General features: G+C 58.1%; 18 protein-coding genes. 14 read left to right on the top strand and 4 right to left on the bottom strand.

Annotated features, from left to right (window positions below):
* The first annotated feature begins 1 nt into the window (after position 1).
* The 7 genes from narI (at position 2) to AC2FMD_RS03235 (ending at position 6160) form a co-directional block, all read left to right on the top strand.
* Positions 2 to 787, top strand: coding sequence for a respiratory nitrate reductase subunit gamma (gene narI, locus AC2FMD_RS03265; protein WP_496794652.1), 786 nt, complete (start codon positions 2 to 4; stop codon positions 785 to 787).
* Between the two features lie 5 nt (positions 788 to 792).
* Entirely contained in the window at positions 793 to 1587 is a 795-nt protein-coding gene (locus AC2FMD_RS03260; protein ID WP_496794669.1) for a peptidylprolyl isomerase, read from the top strand.
* A 20-nt stretch (positions 1588 to 1607) separates the two neighbouring features.
* Positions 1608 to 2177, top strand: a complete 570-nt coding sequence (locus tag AC2FMD_RS03255) for a hemerythrin domain-containing protein (protein ID WP_109565324.1) — start codon at positions 1608 to 1610, stop codon at positions 2175 to 2177.
* Positions 2167 to 2799 carry a carbonic anhydrase gene (locus AC2FMD_RS03250; RefSeq protein ID WP_496794651.1) on the top strand — a complete coding sequence of 211 codons (633 nt, stop codon included), beginning with the start codon at positions 2167 to 2169 and terminating at the stop codon, positions 2797 to 2799. Before AC2FMD_RS03255 ends, AC2FMD_RS03250 begins: the two co-directional genes overlap by 11 nt.
* Positions 2796 to 4073, top strand: a complete 1278-nt coding sequence (locus AC2FMD_RS03245) for a molybdopterin molybdotransferase MoeA (protein ID WP_496794650.1) — start codon at positions 2796 to 2798, stop codon at positions 4071 to 4073. Before AC2FMD_RS03250 ends, AC2FMD_RS03245 begins: the two co-directional genes overlap by 4 nt.
* 12 nt (positions 4074 to 4085) lie before the next feature.
* Complete coding sequence (locus AC2FMD_RS03240; RefSeq protein ID WP_496794649.1) at positions 4086 to 4607, top strand: DUF2478 domain-containing protein; 522 nt, start codon at positions 4086 to 4088, stop codon at positions 4605 to 4607.
* Positions 4608 to 5176: 569 nt separating this feature from the next.
* Complete coding sequence (locus AC2FMD_RS03235; protein WP_496794648.1) at positions 5177 to 6160, top strand: hypothetical protein; 984 nt, start codon at positions 5177 to 5179, stop codon at positions 6158 to 6160.
* Positions 6161 to 6424: 264 nt separating this feature from the next.
* Here AC2FMD_RS03235 and AC2FMD_RS03230 read toward each other — a convergent pair whose 3' ends face one another.
* A complete protein-coding gene (locus tag AC2FMD_RS03230) occupies positions 6425 to 8446 on the bottom strand; it encodes a hypothetical protein (RefSeq protein ID WP_496794647.1) in 2022 nt (673 codons plus the stop codon).
* A 510-nt stretch (positions 8447 to 8956) separates the two neighbouring features.
* Here AC2FMD_RS03230 and AC2FMD_RS03225 point away from each other — a divergent pair.
* A complete protein-coding gene (locus AC2FMD_RS03225) occupies positions 8957 to 9766 on the top strand; it encodes a hypothetical protein (RefSeq protein ID WP_496794646.1) in 810 nt (269 codons plus the stop codon).
* A gap of 46 nt (positions 9767 to 9812) precedes the next feature.
* Entirely contained in the window at positions 9813 to 10160 is a 348-nt protein-coding gene (locus AC2FMD_RS03220; protein ID WP_496794645.1) for a hypothetical protein, read from the top strand.
* Between the two features lie 987 nt (positions 10161 to 11147).
* On the opposite strand, the gene AC2FMD_RS03215 is transcribed toward AC2FMD_RS03220, so the two are convergent.
* Entirely contained in the window at positions 11148 to 11495 is a 348-nt protein-coding gene (locus AC2FMD_RS03215) for a hypothetical protein (RefSeq protein ID WP_496794644.1), read from the bottom strand.
* 1104 nt (positions 11496 to 12599) lie between these two features.
* Between AC2FMD_RS03215 and AC2FMD_RS03210 the strand changes: the two genes are divergently transcribed.
* The 4 genes from AC2FMD_RS03210 to AC2FMD_RS03195 all read left to right on the top strand — a co-directional run bounded on the left by AC2FMD_RS03210 (position 12600) and on the right by AC2FMD_RS03195 (position 17371).
* On the top strand, positions 12600 to 13358 hold the full coding sequence (locus AC2FMD_RS03210; RefSeq protein ID WP_496794643.1) for a porin family protein: 759 nt from the start codon (positions 12600 to 12602) through the stop codon (positions 13356 to 13358).
* A 133-nt stretch (positions 13359 to 13491) separates the two neighbouring features.
* On the top strand, positions 13492 to 15414 hold the full coding sequence (locus AC2FMD_RS03205; RefSeq protein WP_496742867.1) for a DUF3604 domain-containing protein: 1923 nt from the start codon (positions 13492 to 13494) through the stop codon (positions 15412 to 15414).
* Positions 15415 to 15500: 86 nt separating this feature from the next.
* Complete coding sequence (locus AC2FMD_RS03200; RefSeq protein WP_496742868.1) at positions 15501 to 16373, top strand: peptidyl-prolyl cis-trans isomerase; 873 nt, start codon at positions 15501 to 15503, stop codon at positions 16371 to 16373.
* Entirely contained in the window at positions 16370 to 17371 is a 1002-nt protein-coding gene (locus AC2FMD_RS03195; protein WP_496686712.1) for a HupE/UreJ family protein, read from the top strand. Before AC2FMD_RS03200 ends, AC2FMD_RS03195 begins: the two co-directional genes overlap by 4 nt.
* Positions 17372 to 17381: 10 nt before the next feature.
* Here the strand turns inward: AC2FMD_RS03195 and AC2FMD_RS03190 are convergent, their stop codons facing one another.
* On the bottom strand, positions 17382 to 18248 hold the full coding sequence (locus AC2FMD_RS03190; RefSeq protein ID WP_496679227.1) for an amidohydrolase family protein: 867 nt from the start codon (positions 18246 to 18248) through the stop codon (positions 17382 to 17384).
* A complete protein-coding gene (locus tag AC2FMD_RS03185) occupies positions 18248 to 19249 on the bottom strand; it encodes a nuclear transport factor 2 family protein (protein ID WP_496794642.1) in 1002 nt (333 codons plus the stop codon). Before AC2FMD_RS03185 ends, AC2FMD_RS03190 begins: the two co-directional genes overlap by 1 nt.
* A gap of 165 nt (positions 19250 to 19414) precedes the next feature.
* Between AC2FMD_RS03185 and AC2FMD_RS03180 the strand changes: the two genes are divergently transcribed.
* Positions 19415 to 20464, top strand: coding sequence for an ABC transporter ATP-binding protein (locus tag AC2FMD_RS03180; RefSeq protein ID WP_496794641.1), 1050 nt, complete (start codon positions 19415 to 19417; stop codon positions 20462 to 20464).
* Positions 20465 to 20508 lie beyond the last annotated feature (44 nt).

The raw sequence follows: 20508 nt of genomic DNA, 5'->3' as shown, positions 1-20508 counted from the left end.
AATGTTCGGCGACTTCGACATCAACTTCGTCATCTTCGGGGTCATGCCCTATGTCGCGCTGACGATCTTCCTGGTGGGATCGATTGTGCGTTACGAGCGGGACCCTTTCACCTGGAAGAGTTCCTCGAGCCAGCTTCTGCGCCGAAAGCAGTTGATCTGGGGCTCGATCCTTTTCCACGTCGGCATCCTGACCGTGTTCTTCGGTCACCTCGTGGGGTTGTTCACGCCGGTCTGGGTGCTGGATGCCATCGGCATTCCCTATGCGCTTAAGCAATGGATGGCGGTCCTGATCGGCGGGCCTGCCGGCATCGCGGCCCTGATCGGATCGACCATGCTGATCCATCGCCGCCTGGTCGATCCGCGCATCCGCGTGACATCGACCTTTCCCGACATCCTGATCATGGTCCTGATATGGCTGCAGCTGGCCATCGGCCTGCTGACGATCACCCAGACGGTGCAGCACATGGACGGGTCGGAAATGGTCCGCTTCATGACCTGGTCGCAGAGCGTGGTCAGCTGGAACATCAACGCCTGGGTCACCGTCGTCGACGTGCACTGGCTCTACAAGCTGCACATCTTCCTCGGTCTCATCATCACGGCGCTGTTTCCGTTCACGCGGCTCGTCCACATCTGGTCCGGGCTCGCGGCTCCCTTCCGCTACCTGCTGACGCGGCCGGGTTACCAGATCGTACGATCGCGGCGGCATCGCCCGCTTGAGGAGCGCCGCCGCGCCTATGACAAGGTGCAAGCCAAGCACGGTCCTACCGCCACGACGCCAGCGGAGTGAGCCAGATGAACGTGGCCCTGTTTCCCGATGTCGTCGTGAACGGCGAAACCATCCCCTCGGCGGCAATCGCCGCCGAGGCCCAGAACCAAAGCGCCCCCAAGGACAAGCCGGGGATCGCCTGGCGCAAGGCGGCGCAGGCGCTGGCGATCCGTACGCTGCTCTTGCAGGAGGCGAAGCGGCGCGGGTTGACGCCCGACCCGCTCGAGCTGGCGCCGGGGCGCTTCGAGACGGACGACGAAGCCCTGATCCGCGCCCTGCTGGACGAGGCGCTGGTGATCGAACCCGTCGGTGAAGAGGCCGTGCGCGCGGAATGGGAGAAGGACCCCGCCCGATATCGTTCGGCACCGCTCTGGGATGTCTCGCACATCCTGTGCTCCTGCGATCCGCGCGACGAAGCCGAGTGCGCCGCGGCCGAGGCACGAGCCGTTGCCCTGCTGGCGCGACTCGACGGCGATGCCAAGGGATTTGCCGCTGCCGCGCGCGAAAGCGATTGCGGTTCGAAGGCTTCTGGCGGCCATCTGGGTCAGCTTGGCCCCGGCGACACCGTGCCGGAGTTCGAGGCAGCCCTGCGCTCCCTGAACGAAGGGGCGGTGACCCCGGCGCCCGTGTTGTCGCGGCACGGCTGGCATATCATCCGACTGAATGCCACGGCGCCGGGGCAGGTGCTGCCCTACGACACCGTTCGCCCGAAGATCGCGCAGGCTTTGGAAAAGGCAGCCTGGGCGCGCGCCTCGCGCGCCTTCGTGGAGAGCCTCGGTCAAGGGGCGCAGATCTCCGGCGCAAGCCTGACGCCGATCTGAACCACGCGAAAGGACGTGTGATGAAACCGTCAGAGACAGTGACGCGCGGAAGTGGCGACAAACCGACGAGTCCGAGCCTGCTCGCAAATCCTCTGGACTTCATCAGCGAAGACCACCTGCGTGAACGTCAGATTTGCGCAGTTATCGACGCGCTGGCAACGGCGGACGCTTTCAATCGCCAAAAAGCGACAACGGTGCTGCGCTTTGTGAACGAGGAACTGAACGTCCACCTGCGCGACGAGGCTGAGGACCTGTTCCCGCTTCTTGCCCGGCGCTGCACAGAAGAGGATGCGATTGAGGGTGCGATCGACCGGATCAGAGCCGATCAGGATGAGGCGATGCGTCTGCTGCCCGAAGTGCGTGCGATGCTCGCCGGTTGCCTTGATAAGGGGGCCGATCTGTCCGCAAAGGAGCGCGGGGTGTTGTCCAGGTTTGCGGGGCACGTGCGGCGCCACCTCGTTGCCGAAAATGCGATCCTCTTGCCGATTGCCCGCGCCCGGCTGACCCGGGCCGATCTGCGGATCCTGTCGAAACACATGCGCTCAAGACGCGGGCTGCCAGATTTCCCGGAGACGACCGATGCTGAATGACCTTCTGGCGCGCAATGTGGCGTGGTCGAAACAACGTCACGACGAAGAGCCCGACTATTTCACCCGCCTTGCCGCCCTTCAGGCGCCCGAGTTCTTCTGGATCGGCTGTTCGGACAGCCGGGTGCCGGCCAACGTGGTCGCGGGGCTCGATCCGGGCGAGGTTTTCGTCCATCGCAACGTTGCCAACATCGTTCACTCCTCGGACATGAACCTGCTGTCGGCGCTGGAATTCGCGGTCGATGCGTTGCATGTGCGCGAGATCATCGTTTGCGGCCACTATGGCTGCGGCGGGGTCAAGGCCGCGACCGAGGATCTGCCGCACGGTCTGGCCGATCATTGGCTGGAACCGATCCGGCGCCTGGCCCGCGCTTACGCGGTCGATTTGGGGCGCGAACCCGACCTCGAGGCGCAACGCGACAGGCTCGCCGAACTCAACGTGGCCGAAGGCGTGCGGCGTGTCTGCGAAACGCCTATCCTTCAGAGGGCATGGCGCCGCGGGGCTGATGTCCGGGTGCACGGTCTGATTTACGGGCTCAAGGACGGGCGCCTACGAGATCTCGATTGCAGCATCGGGCCCGGGCATTTCAAGTCCGCGCAATCCACACAGGAGGCAGCACAATGACCATCCATCAAGCCATCGCGTCTCCGGGCTGCGGCTGTGACAGTCAGGACATGCTTGACGCGCTGATCAGCATCGACGAGGCCCTAGGCCGGATTGCAGGGCACGTAGCACCGGTCGGCCGAACCGAGGCCCTGTCGCTCGACCACGCCTTTGGCCGCATTCTCGCTCAGCCGGTCCGGTCCCGGTCCATGGCACCGGCTTTCGATAATGCGGCGATGGATGGTTATGCGATCGCCACATCGGCCCTGGCTGGCGCCGGACCTTGGGTACTGCCGGTCGTTGCGCGCGTGCCTGCCGGGCAGGCGGTGACGACGCCGGTCGCAGGAGCGGTTGCGGCCCGGATCTTTACGGGCGCGCCAATCCCCAATGGCGCGGACGCGGTCGTAATGCAGGAGGACGTCCTGCGTGACGGGGACGTTATTCATCTGTCGCGCCGACCTGTGCCGGGCCTGAACATCCGCCGCGCGGGCAGCGACATGGCCAAGGGTGCGACCGTTCTGGACAAGGGCCGCAGGCTTGGTCCTAGGGAGATTGCCGCCTGTGGCGCCGGCGGTGCAGGCATCTTGCGCGTTCGGCGCCGGTTGCGCATGGCACTACTGGTCACCGGCGACGAGGTTCGGCGCGCCGGAGGCGCGCGTGAGGCCGCCCAGATCTGGGACGTCAATACGCCGATGCTGACGGCAAGCCTCACAGCTGCAGACGCTGACATCGTTGCCTCAGCTCATGGTGCCGACAACCTTGCCGGCCTTGTCCGTCAATTGGGTGACCTGGCGGCGCAGGCCGATCTTGTCATCACCACGGGCGGTATCTCGGTGGGCGAAGAAGACCATGTTAAACCAGCCGTCATGGCGCTCGGAGGCGAAACCCTGTTTAGCGGCGTCGCGATCAAACCGGGCAAGCCGGTGTCGGTCGGGCGCATCGGCAAGGCGTACTGGCTTGGATTGCCCGGTAACCCGGTATCGGCCTTCGTCACATGGCAGGTCTTCGGACTGGCGTTGGTCCGTGCCCTGAACGGCGAGGGGTCCATCCCGACCCGGCGGCATGTCGTGACCGCAAGCCCAATCCGCCGCAAGGCCGGGCGCTGCGAACTCCGACCCGCCACGCTGGCCGGTTTCGATGCCCATGGTCGCGAGATCGTCTGTTTCGAGGATGCCACACATTCGGCCCGTGTCGGGCTGCTCTCTCTAGCGGACGGGCTCATGTTTCTGCCCGCCGACGCCGAATGTCTGCCAGCCGGTGCGCTGGTCGAATTCCAACCTTTCTGCCAATCCTGAAGGAGCCCGGACATGAAACTTGCCTACACGATGGCGCCAGGACGCGGCGATACGGATCTGGTGCTTGAACGGCTGGCAAAAGACCTCGCAAACCGGGGCCTCAAATGCTGCGGGACGGTCCAGATCAATAGCGCCCGCGTCGATGCCGGCCCCTGCGACATGGATGTGCGGGTGCTGCCCGATGGTGCAGTTCTGCGCATCAGCCAGGATCTTGGCACGCAGGCGCGGGGGTGCCGCCTCGACCCCGCTGCGCTGGAAACGGCGGTGGGTCTGGTCGCGGCCAGCCTGTCATCCGGTGCTGACCTCCTGATCGTCAACAAGTTCGGCAAACACGAGGCCGAAGGTCGCGGGTTCCGTAGCGTGATTGCCGAGGCGGTCGCGATGGAGATCCCCGTTCTGGTCGGCCTCAATGCGCTCAACCGACCGGCCTTCGAGACCTTCGCGGAGGGGCTGGCAACCCGATTGCCGCCCGAACCCGCAGCGCTGATGGCTTGGGTGAACGAGATGACCGTGTCGGCCGACATGCTGGTCTGATTTCGGCCGATCGTCGGAAATTGCTTTTCGTCTTTCGGAGATGAAGGCCGGCGGTCACTGGAACAGGGCATGTTCTGCCCAGTTTCGGAAATGGGCCGATCGCATGCCATGCCAATTGGCACGAAAATATGCCATCAACTCCACGCGGACGTCAGGCTTGATCACCGGACCGGGATCATGGAGGAACGGACAGACAGTCCCGCCAAGTTAGGGCTGTAGCCAGAAAGAATGTGCAAATCGTGTGCAATCCAAACTGAAGGATCGCAAAGCCGCAAGAACCAGACATTGGCGCAAGCGCAGCGAACTGGCGCTTTGGTCCGCAATTCGGACATCGATCGGTTTTCCCCGAACAACCGCTAAGCGGGACAATGCAGCCGTTGTCCCAAGATTGGGAATCGAGCAGCGAGGGCCAGGTTTTTCAGCGTTCCAGCCATATCGGAATATGCGCGCTAGTTGTCTTCTCTAACGTGCCGACTAAAGATACCTTCGGCGGGGTCGCGCCCGGAAATCTCCTGGGGGGCAGTCGCTATGTTCGAGGATGGAGCCGCGCGGAGGCGTTCGACCTGACAATGACAAAACCCATTATTGTTGGCGATCGAGGGATTCCAACGCTCTTGTACGGATACAGTCTCCCGTGGGATCCAAGCCTAATTAACATCAGTTTTTCGAATAAGGGGACATCTCTGGCCGGAAACGGAGACATAAACATTGGACGGATAATTGAGCGTGCTGAGATCCTGGTGGAGAAGCCGGAATTGCACTTCGTAATATTCCATCGAGAAGCGGAAGCGCTTGAGCGAAGAGTCCGCGATTTTCTGATGGCCAAGAACGTTGTCGGTGAGTGGTTCCGTGTTGATCTTCAAGAGCTTGCCCTACACCTGCCGATGCTCATTATGCCTCATGGAGATTCGCTTGAGCCTCGCCTCGGATCGCAGAATCCCGGTAGCGGTGACGTCAATGCCTGGCGGGATAGGCTGTCTCGTGTGGCCACTGATCTGGCAATCCAAGACGCCATAAGTTGTCCGCTTAGGGAGTACTATTTTGAGGCAGATCGGGTGGTGCGTGACCACGAAGAAATAAACCCACTCATTAGGTGGCGGAAAGCGGGACGACTTAAGCGGGCTCGGGAGCATATGAGAATAGAGCAATCTTCCACTGTAGAAGAAATGCACCGAAAATTTGGTGTGCCATCTAATGCTACTCAGTTGCAGGCATCCTTCCTAAAAGAGGTCAATTATTTCGAAAGAAAACTGTATTCTGAAAAAATTCCCAACAAATTATTGAAAATCATTACGGAAAACCTGGGAATTATACACAGGCCTTACTATGGCACTACATTCGACAAAGAAAATGAACTTCATTGGCTGCGAAAAATCGGCAGAGAGAGGGGGAGGGCTATCTCGCACGGAGAGGAGCCGTCCATCTACGCGTCCATTCATCATTCTGAATTATCGAGAGAAGTTGAAAAGAACGTCTTGGCCGCACGCGCCTACGTTCCGAAGCTCATCGATCACACCTTTGGCTACGACATTCGCTTAAGGCATGAACATTGATATTTGCCAACGCAAAAGCAGCGCCGGAAAATCCAAAAGATGACCAGCCCTTTTCTAGCCCCCTGTTTCTGATCCGCTGACTTGGGCGTTCTTCAATAGCGTGTCAGGCGCTCGCGGTCGCATGTTGATCGCCTGGTGAGGGCGAGTATGATTGTGCTGTTGCAGCCAAAGATTGATTACAACTTTAGCCTGCTTTATCGTTGCTAACCACCACAGACAACGCTCTGCGTCGAATTCAACATGTTCATTCTGCCCGGCCGTCCTTCAGTCGCACGCACCGGTCCCTGTGCATCGAACAATTCCAACCTCCTTGATAGGCCAACAATCTCCCGATCCCCTGTAAATGTCGGTCCGTGTGCCCTCATTGTATCCTCGGTCTCCCAGAAGATGGCGTCCGTCGACGATAATTCTTATTAGCATCCCCGTCAGACTATTGTAGGAATAGTCACTCGAATTAAACTGAAGACCCCAACGCCTTTGATCCACTTCGCCTGGGCCCAAGCCTACGCCGTTTTCTTCCTCGTCTATCAGAGTAATCTTTTCGCCTTCGATCCGGCTGAAACCGTAACGTGCATCCGAATAGACCGGAGGAACCCCGAAGTAAAAAACTTCTCCCTCGAGGAAACGGAAGTTGTTTTTCTCAAGATTGATCAAAATAGAAAATGACTCGCTGTATTCTTTGTTCTTCCGGACATCCGGAGCCGGTATTCCCTCGATTATCTCAAGATGGATGTGCTCATGCTTCAACAATCCGCGGCACTGGAGAACCTGATCACCCTTTTCTAAGCGCACTCCATTATAGAATTCGTCAGTCCCAGCTGCATTATAAGCCCCCCCATCACTTGCCGCAAAATCCTGTGATCCCCGAACCGGGTCGACTTTGGCATCGAATCCGAGCGGGGCGCGGACGAAGAGGATATCCTCGATATAGTCTTCGCCCGATACGAGGACGGAGTCACTCGGAATCCGTTTTTCATCGTTTTCGTGTGTCTTGAAGAAGTCGAGGAGATGAAGCTGATCGGGATCAAGTAACGTACCAGCCACAACAGCAAATTGACCATTCCGCGATCGGAAAACCTGTGTATGCGGCCAGGGGGCCAGCAGACCCCTGGCCAAGGCGACGGCCTCGTCACGTGTTGGCCTGCTATACACTTGGATCCATTTCTTCCCGACAAGTCTGCCAGGCGGCTGATGATCCGGCGCTTTTGTCGGAGCCAGCGCAGAGGTCTCGGTCCGCGCGGTGGCCTTTTCCGAAATCACCTGTTCGGCAAAGCCCGTGTGGCCTGACTTTTCGGCGACCGGTAGGGGCGCCTGAGCTTCGTCGTTTTCGACCGCCGGGTCGGCACCTAAGTTCGCCATTTGAACGCATGCCGCCGCGTGCACTGAAAAGAAACCGCTAATCATTAGACTACTGTTGTTCGAATTGTCTGACTGCACCAGATACGGGGCGTATTGCTTCCTGATAGCGAACAGACGACCTTTGCCCCGATTGAACACGAGGCGCGTTCGGGCATCCAGCCCATAGGCGGGGCCAATCTCTTCTGGCGTCACGTCAACTCTCTGAAAAACAGCCCTATTAATCTCCTCCATCGAGTAAATCACTCTCGCCCCAGAAGGCCATGGGACTTGACCAAAGAAACCCATTGTAGATGCTAGGGTTCGCTGTTCTTCATCCCATATGACCGAGTACGAGTCTTGGGTGATAACTTCACGTCCCCAGTAGGCGCCGTCCCATCCGCTGTACTCGTTCACGTCCAAAGTCTTTTTAATTGTCTTGCCTTTACATTGAAACTCTACGTACCTCCGATCCTTGTGTTTCACAGGTGGCTCAGCGACATCGCTGTCTTCTGGGCCAACTGCTACGGAGTCTGGGTCGTCAGTGGTCGTTGGCTCAACGAATATGGAGGCAGCTTTGTCAGCCGAGGTTGGCTCCATAAAGACGCCAGAGTAGTCGCTCGCCTCAATCGCGATCTCTTCCACATAGGACCCGCCGCTGGAAAGAAGGGTGTCCTGTGGAATCCAGCCCCTGGATTTCCAATCTGTAATCAAATCGTTCTGGTCTGGAATAAAGATTGTCCCGATCACGACGGCATAAAAGCCATTCTGTGACCTGAAAATTCTTGAATCTGGCCATTGCTTGAGCAACCCCTTGGCCAAAGTGCGCGCCTGCGAGACCTCGGAACGACTATGCACTTGTACCCAGGCTTCTCCCGAGCGGACAAAACTCCCCGTTTCGGCGGGCGACCAGCTTGTTACCGTCAAAGTCCAGAACAGGAGCGCCAGCAATCTCAGAGCGAAATTCCCAATCGACAAAGCCAGTCTCCCAGATCGGTTGCTTAGATAAGCGCAAAAATAGCTTAAAGCTGGACTACCAGGTAGTCTAGGAGACGGTACAACACCCTGCAATGCGTTCGCCAGCAACGCCCATTGATGCTGGGCTGTTTAGGCTGGGGCTAAGATTGAAACGGAAATCCGGCTGGTACGCCCGCCGAATATCTTCCACATGCCTTCGCCAGCAAACCATCAGACCGATCGCCAGAAGAGCGAATACAGAGATTGCAGGATCGCCCCTCCTTGGTGCCCAAGCTGGCAACTCTTATTCCCAACGCCGGCTCATAAGCACCGGGGCAGAACATGATTTGCCTTCGATTAATGCCGTCATAGTCACAAGTGCAGTTTGACACGATACGGTGCTTCAGACATCATGAACCTCAAAATACGTTGGGAGTGGAGCGCATTACTCGAATACGGCTCGGCATAATTTTTGCGGGTGCCACCGTTTCTCCGGTTGAGACGATGGCATTGACCCTCGGTGAAATGCTGGCAACCGTTGAGACCTATCAAGATTCCGACCTAGGTGCACCTTGCGAATTGGTTTCAGAGCCATTTGAACGGTTGAAAAGTGACGATCTGGGCTGCACGTGGTCAGAAATGAAAACACCCGAAGGATTGCTTTTTTGCTTCGATTACTTAGAGGTATTAAATGAAGCCATAGACGCATACCATGAAATCCAGAAGAATTGTGAAGACGAATACAACCTCGAAGAACCTGAAGAAATCGAACGAATACTGAATGTGGAAGTAAGTGGTCTGACCAGCGAGGCGGAATCACGGATTTCTAAAGCATTCGAATACAACGCGTCACAAAATCAAGCGCCGGATGGGGAAGTCGAGGAGCAGGCACTTCAGTCTCCAGAGCGCACGGAAGAAATGAGGCCTCAGTCGGGCAAAATCCAAAATCGGCCTCAAAGCCAACCGGGCTCATCGATTTGCGTTCATGGCAAGCCACCACCTGACTGCAGCTGCGAATGGCCGTATCTGGAAACGAACCCGAACACATTCCTTTGCAGCCATATCGAGGCTGCAATCGGATTTAATTCGTATCAAGGGTTTGACCCGGGTTGGCTTACCGGTGCCCGACAACCGGACTACGAAAAGTGGGGCATCCCGACCGACGAGTTGGGGTGGGCTGTCGGCAACTTCGACGGAATGATCCCATATGGGACAATGCCAGATAGTGGCTGGGGTCAAGACCCTCGCTATAGGTTTTCCTTGGCATGTTATGATTTCATTCTTGAAAACTATTGCTTGCCTTTGATCGAATGAGGCGTTTTGCTTGTGGCTGATCGCTACCCGGAAACGGAGAATTAACATGAAAACTCAGCTGATACTGGCTCTCTTTCTGCTTTTTTTACATCCGGGTTTTGCGCAATCGCAGTCGATTGAGGGCCGGGCAACAGATACAACTGACGGTGAATTCGATCCCCAGAGCTGCAACACGGGCTACTGCATTAGAGCCTATGACTGTATAAATACAGAAACGAATGCCGCTGAAAAAGTAAAATGCCATAACGGATATAGTAAGTGCCTTAGGGAGTGTAAAGGCCGAGGTCACGAGGAAAGCCAATTCGAGAAAGACATGAAGCAAGATTTGGAAGCCATTAATAAGAAGCTTCTACAGCTTAATTCCTCAGACAACCAAAATGTAAAAAAAAACTAAGCACAAACGATCAGGCTCCAATGAAAGACTTATTGGAACCCGGCGATGGTCGACCAAACTGCGGCGAGACCAAATGGCAAGAACGACGACTTACGCCTAAATGCCTACCAACTCGAACGAGAGATGGAAGTGGCCTTTATGAATGCTGGAACCGGGCTGAGCAAAAAGGCGATACCTGGCATTGCAGCAAAGTTTGTAGCTGGACCAAGTGCTGCCGAGCTGGTGGCGAATGCTAGAGAAGAACTCAGGCTGAGGAGTTGTTGCGAGCTCCGACGTTAGTGCCTGTGCGATATTCTATCATCATTTACCGTAAACGCCCGCACACAGAGGTCCGAAATCCGAACTCCGCAATTATCCCCCTTAACAATGGCAAGAAACACGCCACCTGACTCTAGTTCAACCACTTGCCATCGCTGGACCAAAACAGAAACTTCCGAATGCGCGGAAATAAGAAAAACATTACACCCACCACTACCGCAATAAACGCCACCCGAAGGCGCCGAACAGATTAATCGAGACGTGTCGACGACGTATTCAGGCTTGCCGCTTTTGTCCAAATCGTATCGACTGACGGCCCCACTATACTTCAGGGCGCCTCCGCTCTCCGAGCAGCCCTCTCTATAATCATTGAGCAAGTTATCAAGGCGGCTGGCTGCATCAACTGCCTGCGAAGAACCCTGATCGGCAATCAATAAGAGAAGCGAGACCTTCAAAGTTAAGAGGTATATTCCAGTTTTCTGACGCCCCATCGCTCACTCATCGTTATACTTGCGGCTCAAAATCCAGCGCGCCCGAGCAAAAGGCGCGCGGGCACCGTAGTATTATGCAGCGATGTCTTCCTGTTGCAAAGCCGCACAGCGCGATCCAGCAAACAGAGATCTGTAATTATTCGGGGCCGCGCGACGCTATGTCTGGCAATGATAGTCGCCCTCCGAACGCGACAGCCGGCCCAGCCGGCACCACGCCTGGGGACCCTCTGGCGCCCCTCTACCCAAGCGGAATTTGGTACTTCCGCCTGGCGTCGGGCTTGTACTCGCACACGATGGGACGCAATGGCGTGTCGGCCGTGGAAAGCTGCAACAGGTCCGACCCAACGTTGGCGAACTGAAACGTCTTTATGTTCGTCCAGAAGCCAGCGGGCATGGGCCTAGTCGAAAAATTGGTGATGTCAGAATGAACGCCGCGCCCGACCTCGAATGGAAGACGCTTCAGGGCAATGCGGTCCAGGCGCATCAGGACTTGTTGAGGATCTTTTAAAGCACCGGGTTCCGTTAGATCGACCGTTACCCCCGAGTGCTCAGACCCGGCGGAAGCCACCCCATGGAAAATCTTCATTCAATACGATCTCCACTGATCGGAAACGTCCGCCCCGGGATCGAAGCTGCCATTCGCTACATGGCGGCGAAACTCGGACGACTGAACGGCTGCTTCGGGCTGAGGCTGTGTGAAAACCGAGCGGTGAAATCTCTCTCGTCGAGCTCGTTTCTGCCAATCGTCCTAACAGGTGCTCAGCTTGACGAGAGAGAGCAAAAATCTCGGGTTTTCGAGCAATCGAGTCAGGCTGCCGGAGTTTTCACACAGCCTCGGCTCGAAGAAGACGTTCGCTGCACTTTGTATGAGTGTCTGCTATCTTAGCTACCGGTCGTTCCGTCATGCCCGAACCTGAGACTTTGAAGCGCCAGTTCCAATGACTGGTGTGGTATATTTAGTGGTATGTATCTTAATTTCTGAGATTTTATAAAATATTAACAAATAGTTATATAAAAAGTATTGTTGCTCCTCGGTCCGCCACTTGGTAAAATCCAGCCGGTGACTTCCAAGAGAAACTTTTCAAGTCGGCGACTGTCTTTCTCCCCCAAGACAATCTGGAAGGTGCCGACACTCCCGGCCGCAATGCACTTTAAATGCGCGGTGTGACCCTGCCGTGCGGCGGAAGCAATACAAAGAGTGATGGACTGGCATCGGATTTCTTCGCGGTATCCAAAACGCCGGTCGGTGCGGCCTTCTGGCAGACGGGAGGCGGCCCTTCGGGGTTCTGGAAGAACCGGCCTGCCGCGCGGCGTTGCATCTGGACTGGGGCAGGTGAATAGCCGTTTGATTTGACCCGTCACTTTGCAAGAGCTCACATCCTCGTGGGGGGCACTTCTGCTGCAAGTCGTTCGGGCTGAGCGGCGCAGACTCCGGTTCGCAGTACATGGAACTGGCGCCGAAGCGCCGCGAATTCGACGGGTAACGTGGCTGTAAACCGGCCGAAGATTTCCTTCCGGTGGCCTGCATGACGGCGCGTACCGTTTAGCAGCGTTTACGAGATCTAATCAGGGCGAGCGGCAATTCGGGCGGCGACATCAAGATGTTTTTATGTTGAACTGGGCAACCAGTGCTGCTTGCCCCTCTTTCTGGGCGAAAGAAAAAAATTTTTGTGTTTGCGGGAGGAAAATGATGTTTGGAACAACACGAAATTTGATCGCAGCGACCGCCACGTGTGCGGTTGCGTTTGTCATCGGGGCAGATTCGGCCCGGGCCCAGCAAGGCGATTGGTCCTATCAGGCGACGATCTACCTGTTCATGCCGGAAACCAAGACCGGCCTCGACACGCCCGCAGGAGGCGTAGAGGGCACGTTGAGCTTCTCGGACGCGCTGAGCAACTTGGATCTGGCCTTCATGGGTACATTTTCCGCGACCAACGGGCGCTGGACCCTGTTGGCGGACTACAACTACACGGACCTGTCGTTCGGAACCGATACGCCCGGACCGATTTTCTCGGGGCTCGACACCTCGACAACAACACAATTCCTCAGCGCCTATCTGGGCTATCGGGTCTACGAGGATCCGACCGTTCAACTGGATCTGGCGGGTGGTCTGCGCTGGTTCAGTACTGAAACTACCTTCACGCTTCGGCCCGGTTCCGCGCCGGGTGGTACAAGTTCGGTCGACAATAGTTGGACCGATGCGGTGATTGCAGCGCGGGCGCGTTTCGTCCTGTCCGAACGGTGGACCGGCACCGCCTTTTTCGATTATGGCGGCTTTCAGAGTGACAGCGAAACCTGGCAGGTGCTGCTGACGGCGGATTATGCTTTGAACGAAAGGTGGCTGATCCGGGGTGGCTATCGCTACATTTCCTTTGATCACGTCCTGAACGGCAACGACTTCACGTTCAGCCAATCTGGGCCAGTGATCGGGGCGACTTACCGTTTCTGACGACTTTTCAGGGTCTTTAGGTGGTCATCTGGCCCCAAGGCAAGTTTCTCAGACTTGCGCTGCCTCACTGTGATACTCTGTGAGTCGAGCCTGCGGCAAAGACCGGTCGCACAAAACGGAAGTGGGGGACCAGATGTTTAGAGTGGCCGCGATACTCGCCGGATTGATAGCCTTGCCAACCTCGGGTTTTGCGGATGCCGTTCCCAGCAAGGAGGCTGCCGAAGGCACTTTCGCCGAAGCACCGTTTTCGCCTTATGCAAATCGTACTTTTCCCGAACGTCCGTTGTGGGGCGATACACATCTGCACACGTCCTTGTCATTGGACGCCGGCGCTTTCGGCAATACGCTCGGTCCGGATGAGGCGTGGCGATTTGCGAAGGGCGAGCAGGTAATCTCTTCGACAGGTCAGCCGGTGCGCCTTGCGCGGCCTCTCGACTGGATGGTTCTGACCGATCACACCGACTTGATGGGGTTTGCGCCTGACCTGCAGGCGGGCAAGCCGGGTGTGCTGGCTGATCCGAAGGGGTTGCAATGGTACCAGGGCTACAAGGCTGGCGGGGAAGAGGCCGCAAAGGCCGCCTTTGATATCATCACCAATTTTTCGCAAATGACCCTGCCCGAGGTGCTGCTGGAATCCTACAGCCCCGGCGCCGATGCATTTGCCTTTACATGGGAGCAGATCGTTCTGGCCGCCGAACGGCACAACGATCCGGGCAATTTCACCGCTTTCATTGGGTTCGAATGGACTTCGGTACCCAAGGGGTTCAACCTGCACCGCAACGTCATGCTGCGGGACGGGCCGATCCGAGCGCTGCAGGTGGTGCCACCGGTCACACAACCGCCCTACGGGGATACGGATCCCAAGGCGCTCTATGCTTGGTTGGAAGACTATCAGGCCCGGACCGGCGGACGGGCTTTGGCCTTTGCGCATAATGGCAATCTGTCCAACGGCTGGATGTTTCCGACCGAAGACACCTATCACGGTGGCAAGGTCGACGAAGAATACGTCAAGAATCGTGCCAAGTGGGAACCGCACTACGAGGTGACGCAGATTAAGGGCGACGGAGAGGCGCATCCCTTTCTCAGCCCGGATGATGAATTTGCCGACTACGAGAATTGGGATGTGGGCAATCTGGATATTACGCAACTGAAAACCGACGACATGTTGGCCGGCGAATACGCGCGCGAGGCGCTGAAACGCGGATTGATGCTCGAAGAGAAATTCGGCGTAAACCCCTACAAGTTCGGAATGGGCGGCGCCACCGACAGCCATACTTCGTTGACCACAGCGGAGGAGGAAAACTATTTCGGAAAATCCGTCAGTGCCGAACCATCGCCGACCCGTGTGCTGCACCCCTTCGTCGAAAGCGAGTTGGGCGCGTTCGAAGGGCATACGCTGGTGGCCTCGGGCTACACGGCGGTCTGGGCGTCGGACAACACGCGCTCGGCCATTTTCGACGCGTTCAAGCGGCGCGAAACCTATGCCACGACCGGGCCTCGGATCGGGCTGCGGTTCTTTGGCGGATGGGATTTTGTCGAGGACGATTTGCTGACGCGTCTGGTGGCCGATGTAGGCTATACCAAGGGCGTACCCATGGGCAGTGATCTCCGCCCGCGCGAGGGTGAAGGTGCACCGACCTTCCTGATCGGGGCATTGCGCGATCCGATCGGCGCCAACTTGGACCGTGTCCAGGTGGTCAAGGGCTGGTTGGACGCCGAGGGTGAGATGCAGGAAAAGGTGTTCGACGTTGTTTGGTCAGGGGATCGAGAGCCGGACGCAAATGGCAAACTGCCCCCGGTCGGAAATACGGTCGATCTGGACACCGTAAGCTGGACCAACACGATCGGCGCGTCCGAGCTGGTGACCGTCTGGACCGATCCCGAATTCGATCCGGCAGCCCGGGCTTTCTACTATGTCCGGGTATTGGAAATCCCGACCCCACGCTGGGTTCTGTACGACAAGCTGCGCTTTGACCTTGAGCTTCCCGAGGAGGCGCAACTGGTGCATCAGGAGCGCGCCTATTCGTCGCCGATCTGGTACACACCGGAGGGATGACCGGTTGTCGAAAGTGTTTCAGCCGGGCGGATGACATCGCCCGGTTTTTTTTGTCATGATGGGCGAGTGGGCTTTGCCCCGGTGTCGTGGCCACTTTTCTGCGAAAGCTTTTCGAGAGTACAGGTAATTTTATGCGTTTTCTGAAAGAACCACTGGCACATTTCCTGTTGATTGGAGTGGCAATCTTCGCGTGGTTCAACTGGATATCCCCACCGTCCGAGGAGCAGGCTCAGCAGCAAGCAATCGTTGTTGACGACAATGATGTATCGATGTTGGCAAGCCGGTTCAGCGCCAGTTGGAATCGTGCGCCCACCCCAGAAGAATTGCGGCGGCTGGTGGATGGCTTGGTACGCGAAGAAATATTGGTGCGCGAGGCTCGCGATCTTGGTCTGGACCGGGGCGATCCAGTCATTCGGGCGCGGCTTGCTCAGAAGATGGAATTCCTGACTCGCTCGATTGCGTCGTCTGTCGTGCCCGAAGATGCGGAACTTGCGGCGTATCTGCAAGACAATCCAGATAGATTCCGAACGCCCCCGAAATTCGCCTTTGAACAAGTCTTCTTGGGCGAGACCCCCGGCAGCGCCGATGTTGAGGCGGCTCAATCGGCTCTTGCGGCGGGCAATGACCCTATGCAGGTAGGGTTGCCCACGCTGTTGCCAAAGACGGTGCCGCTGTCGTCGGCGCGCGCAATCGACAGCACGTTTGGGCGCGGCTTTTCCGAGATCCTGGCGTCGTTGCCCAGCGGAGCATGGGCCGGACCGGTGGTGTCGGGCTATGGCCAGCACTTGGTGAGGGTCAACGCAGTGGAGCCGGGCATACTGCCGCCGCTGGATGACGTTCGTGACATGGTGATTCAAGATTGGCGCAGACAAACCTCCGAGGAACTGGCCGAAGCACAATACCAGAGCCTGGCTGACAGGTATGAGATCTCGCTGCCCGCGTGGGAGCCGCAAGAATGACGCGGATCCTCGCAGCGCTTTCCGCCTTTTGGTTGATGCTGGCGGCCGGGCAAAGCCAAGCCCATGCCTTGGATCCCGGTTTCCTCGATCTGCGGCAGTTGACGGAAAACACGTGGCAGGTTCTGTGGAGGCTGCCGGATGTGAACGGGCGGCCGATGGCAATCGAGGCGGTCTTGCCAAAGATTTGTACGCCGCAATCAGGACCCGCGCCGCAGAACGATGGGGCTGCGTGGGTTTCGGTCTGGGTGGCGCAATGCCAAGGGCCGATCGCGGATCAACCGATCGCGATTGATGGGCTTGAGTTGCAACGCAACGACGTATTGCTGCGGATGCAGCCATTGGCTGCAGAAGCGGTAACGCTGCGTTTCACCCCAGACAATACCAAGCTGACGATCCCGGCCGATCCGTCAACCTGGGCGGTTTTCGCCAGCTATTTTCAATTGGGGTTCGAACACATTCTCGAAGGTTGGGATCACCTGTTGTTCGTGTTTGCCCTGATCGTTCTGGTGCGCGATCCTTGGCGGCTTGTCGGGGCGATTACGGCGTTTACGGTCGCACATTCAATCACCTTGGCCTTGGCTACACTTGGCTTGCTGCAAGTGCCGGGTCCTCCGGTCGAAGCGGTGATCGCCCTGTCCATCGTGTTTCTTGCCCTTGAGATATTGCGGCACAAGGACGGGCAGTTGCGACTGTCCGAGCAATATCCGTGGATTGTCTGCTTCAGTTTCGGTTTGTTGCACGGTTTGGGGTTTGCCGGGGCCCTGTCCGAGATCGGTTTGCCTGCAGGTGACATTCCAGCCGCATTGCTAGCCTTCAATATCGGGGTCGAAGCCGGCCAATTGGCATTTGTCGCCGTCGTCGCGCTTGGCTTGGCGGTGCTGCGTGTTCTGGGTGCTTTCCAATCCCGTGGCGCACTCGACTGGGCGACGACGGTAACCGGATATGGAATTGGAACCGTTTCGATGTATTGGCTGATCGAGCGGGTCAGTGGTTTCTGACCCCGACCCGTCAAAACCGATAGAAACGTCGGGCCGTGCGCCCGAACACATCCGCCTGCATCTCAGCCGGAATCAGCGAACGGTGGCGAGACACCAGTTCCGCATAGTCCGAGGACAGGCTGTCCACAGGGAAGTTGGACCCGAACATGCAGCGGGCGGGGCCGAACTGGTTCAGGCACTCCTGAACGATCGGGCGGACGGAGTCTGCCGTCCAACCGTGGTCGAACATGCCCAGACCGGACAGTTTGCACGACACATGCGGCAGCGCGGACAGCGACCGAAGGGATCTGGACCAGGATTTGATCCCGCCCTCTGTTCTATCATGTGGCGAGCCGGCATGACACAGGGCAACCGACGTTTCGGGCGCGCGCTCCAGAACGCGGGCGGCTTGCTCCATCAGCTCGGGCAGCAGTTGCAGATCAAATGAAAGACCGCGCGCGCCCAGTTCCTGCAGGCCGGCCAGAAAACGTGGGTCGTCCAGCAGGGCATTGGTGCCGGATGCCATGTCCTCTTCGGGTGCGCGGCCGACGATCTGGCGCACGCCCCGCAAAGAGGGCAGGGTTTGCAGCCTGTCCAGCCGGTGCCCCAGGTCCGGGGCAGTTAGATCGCAGAAAGCCACTTGGACCAACGGCCAGTCGGGTGTCTGATCGGCAACCGACTGCACCCAAGCGGCCTCGGCCCAAGGGTCCGCCGCGCCCACCTGAATGTGGACGGACGCAGAAAACCCCTGCGCCGCGGCGTCTGCGCGGAATTCGTCCAAAAGATAGTCGCGTTGGATAGCTGACGGGTCACCGAAAAACCGCACAGCGCCGGTCTCCATCAGCCAAGGATAGTGCACCGCCTTCAGGTTCCACAAATGGTGATGTGCGTCGATCATCATGGCGTGGCAGTCCTTAGCGTGCGCGACAGGATGTCGACCCCTTGCTGGTTCCAGAAATGCAGCAGGTCGATGAAAATCCAGTTTTCGGCCAGCTTGTCGCCCGCGCGCCGATAGATGTCGATGACCCGAAACTCACCCGGTTTGCCGGTTGCGGGCATGCCCATGAAGCCGCCTGTCGGAACGGCAGTGAAGTTGGGCCATCCGAAGAACCCGCCATAATGCCCCTCGGCCATGCGGCAGATGTGTCGCGTTTTGGACCGCTCGGCGAAACCGGCGCGGAACGGGCCCGAGTGCTGCTTGGCATAGCGCGGGATGGTGTAGGTGGCTCCGATCCCCTCGGGACCCCACCACAGCATGTCGTCATGCCAGGTGCGTGCCAGTTCCTCCTCCAGCGTCAGGCCGCTGCTCCACTGGCCCAGGTCCGAAATCATCGCGTTGATCAGCGCCAGTGTCTTTTGGCCTTCGGCTGCGGGCTGGTCGTCGATCAAAAGCCCGTCATGGGTTCTGGGGCCGGGCTGCACGAGGTGTGCCGCGGTTTGTGGAGGAAAGGGGTTCAGCCCGGCCTGCACCATGAGGTGGGGAATGTCGAAATACATGGCCGTTTCGGTGATTTTTCCATCTGCGACCCTGTAAAAGGCGCAGTACCGCAGAAAGGCCAGCTTGCCGGTGGGCGGAATGCCCAGCCACGGCGCGTCGAACAGGCCCATCAGATGCCCCATCGACACGACCCAGACATCATCGGATTGGGTCAGCGAGTTTCGGCCGGCAAAGAAGATGTCCATCCGGTTCTGCATGCGCTTCAGGCCGTGCTTGATCGGTTGCCAGAACGTCTCGGCCACGGCCTTTGCGCCGACGATTTCATGGAAGGGGTGAAAGCCGCGCCACAGCAGATCGGGTGCGCAGAATTGTTCGATGACCTGGCCGACGCCGGCGGCATCCGTGTCATCCAGCGCGTCGTGGAATGCCAAAATCAGTTTTTTCTGGTCCTGAAAACTCACGGTTTTTCCGTTTCCTGGCAGAGGGTTGCGATTTAGGTCAGGAGTGTGTGAATCACCTGCTTCGGACAGTTTTGCATACGTTTGCAAAATTGTCTTGCCAGAATTGATGTGGCTGGATTACTCTTTTGCAAACGTATGCAAAACGATTCCTTCCCGGGAGGCACCATGGCGGAAATTCAACTGCGCAACGTCGGCAAGCGCTGGGGGTCGTTCGTGGGGGTCCACAATTTCGATCTGACCATCGCCGACCGCGAATTCCTTGTGCTGTTGGGGCCGTCCGGATGCGGCAAGACCACCACGATGCGCATGATCGCGGGGCTCGAGGACGTGACCGAGGGCGAGATCCTGATCGACGGCAAGGTGGTCAACGATCTGGAACCCAAGGACCGCGACGTGGCGATGGTGTTCCAGAGCTATGCCCTGTACCCCAACATGAACGTCTATGAAAACATCCGCTTTCCGCTGAAGGTTCGCGGCATCGACCCCGCGACCCATGACGAGAAAGTGCGCCGCGCCAGCGCGATGGTCGAATTGGACGACTTTCTGCATCGCAAACCGGCCGAGCTGTCGGGCGGTCAGCGCCAGCGGGTCGCTCTGGCCCGCGCGATCGTGCGCGAACCGAACGTGTTCCTGATGGATGAGCCGCTGTCGAACCTGGATGCCAAGCTGCGGGTATCGACGCGGGCGCAGATCAAGAACCTCAGCCACGAACTGGCCGTTACCACGATCTACGTCACCCACGATCAGATCGAGGCGATGACCCTGGCCGACCGTGTCGTGGTGATGAAGAAGGGGATCGTGCAACAGGTCGGCAGCCCGACCGACATCTATGACCGCCCCGCCAACACCTTCGTGGCCAGCTTCATCGGCTCACCCGCCATGAACCTGATCGAGGGCCGCGTCGAAGGTGGCGTGTTCCGCGCGCAGCACGTGGACATCCCCGGAATAGATGCCCCCGACGGGCCGTTGACGCTTGGGTTCCGGGCCGAGGACGCCGCTCTTGCCTCAGAGCAGGGTCAGATCACGGCCCCGATCTATACGCTTGAGCTTTTGGGCGACGCCACGATGATCTCGGTCCGGGTCGGCGGCGCGCTGGTCTCGGTCAAGGCCGACAAGTCTTTCCGCGCCGAGATCGGCGATTCCGTCTCGTTCTCGGTGCCAACCGAAATCTGTCATCTCTTCGAAGCTGGAAGCGGTGCGCGGATCGGGGATTGACCCCGCAACAGCCCGCAAGGGCAAACCACCGGTCCGGACGTCGA

Source organism: Ruegeria sp. BHSC276 (assembly GCF_059612945.1).
This window is presented reverse-complemented; position numbering and strand designations above follow the sequence as displayed.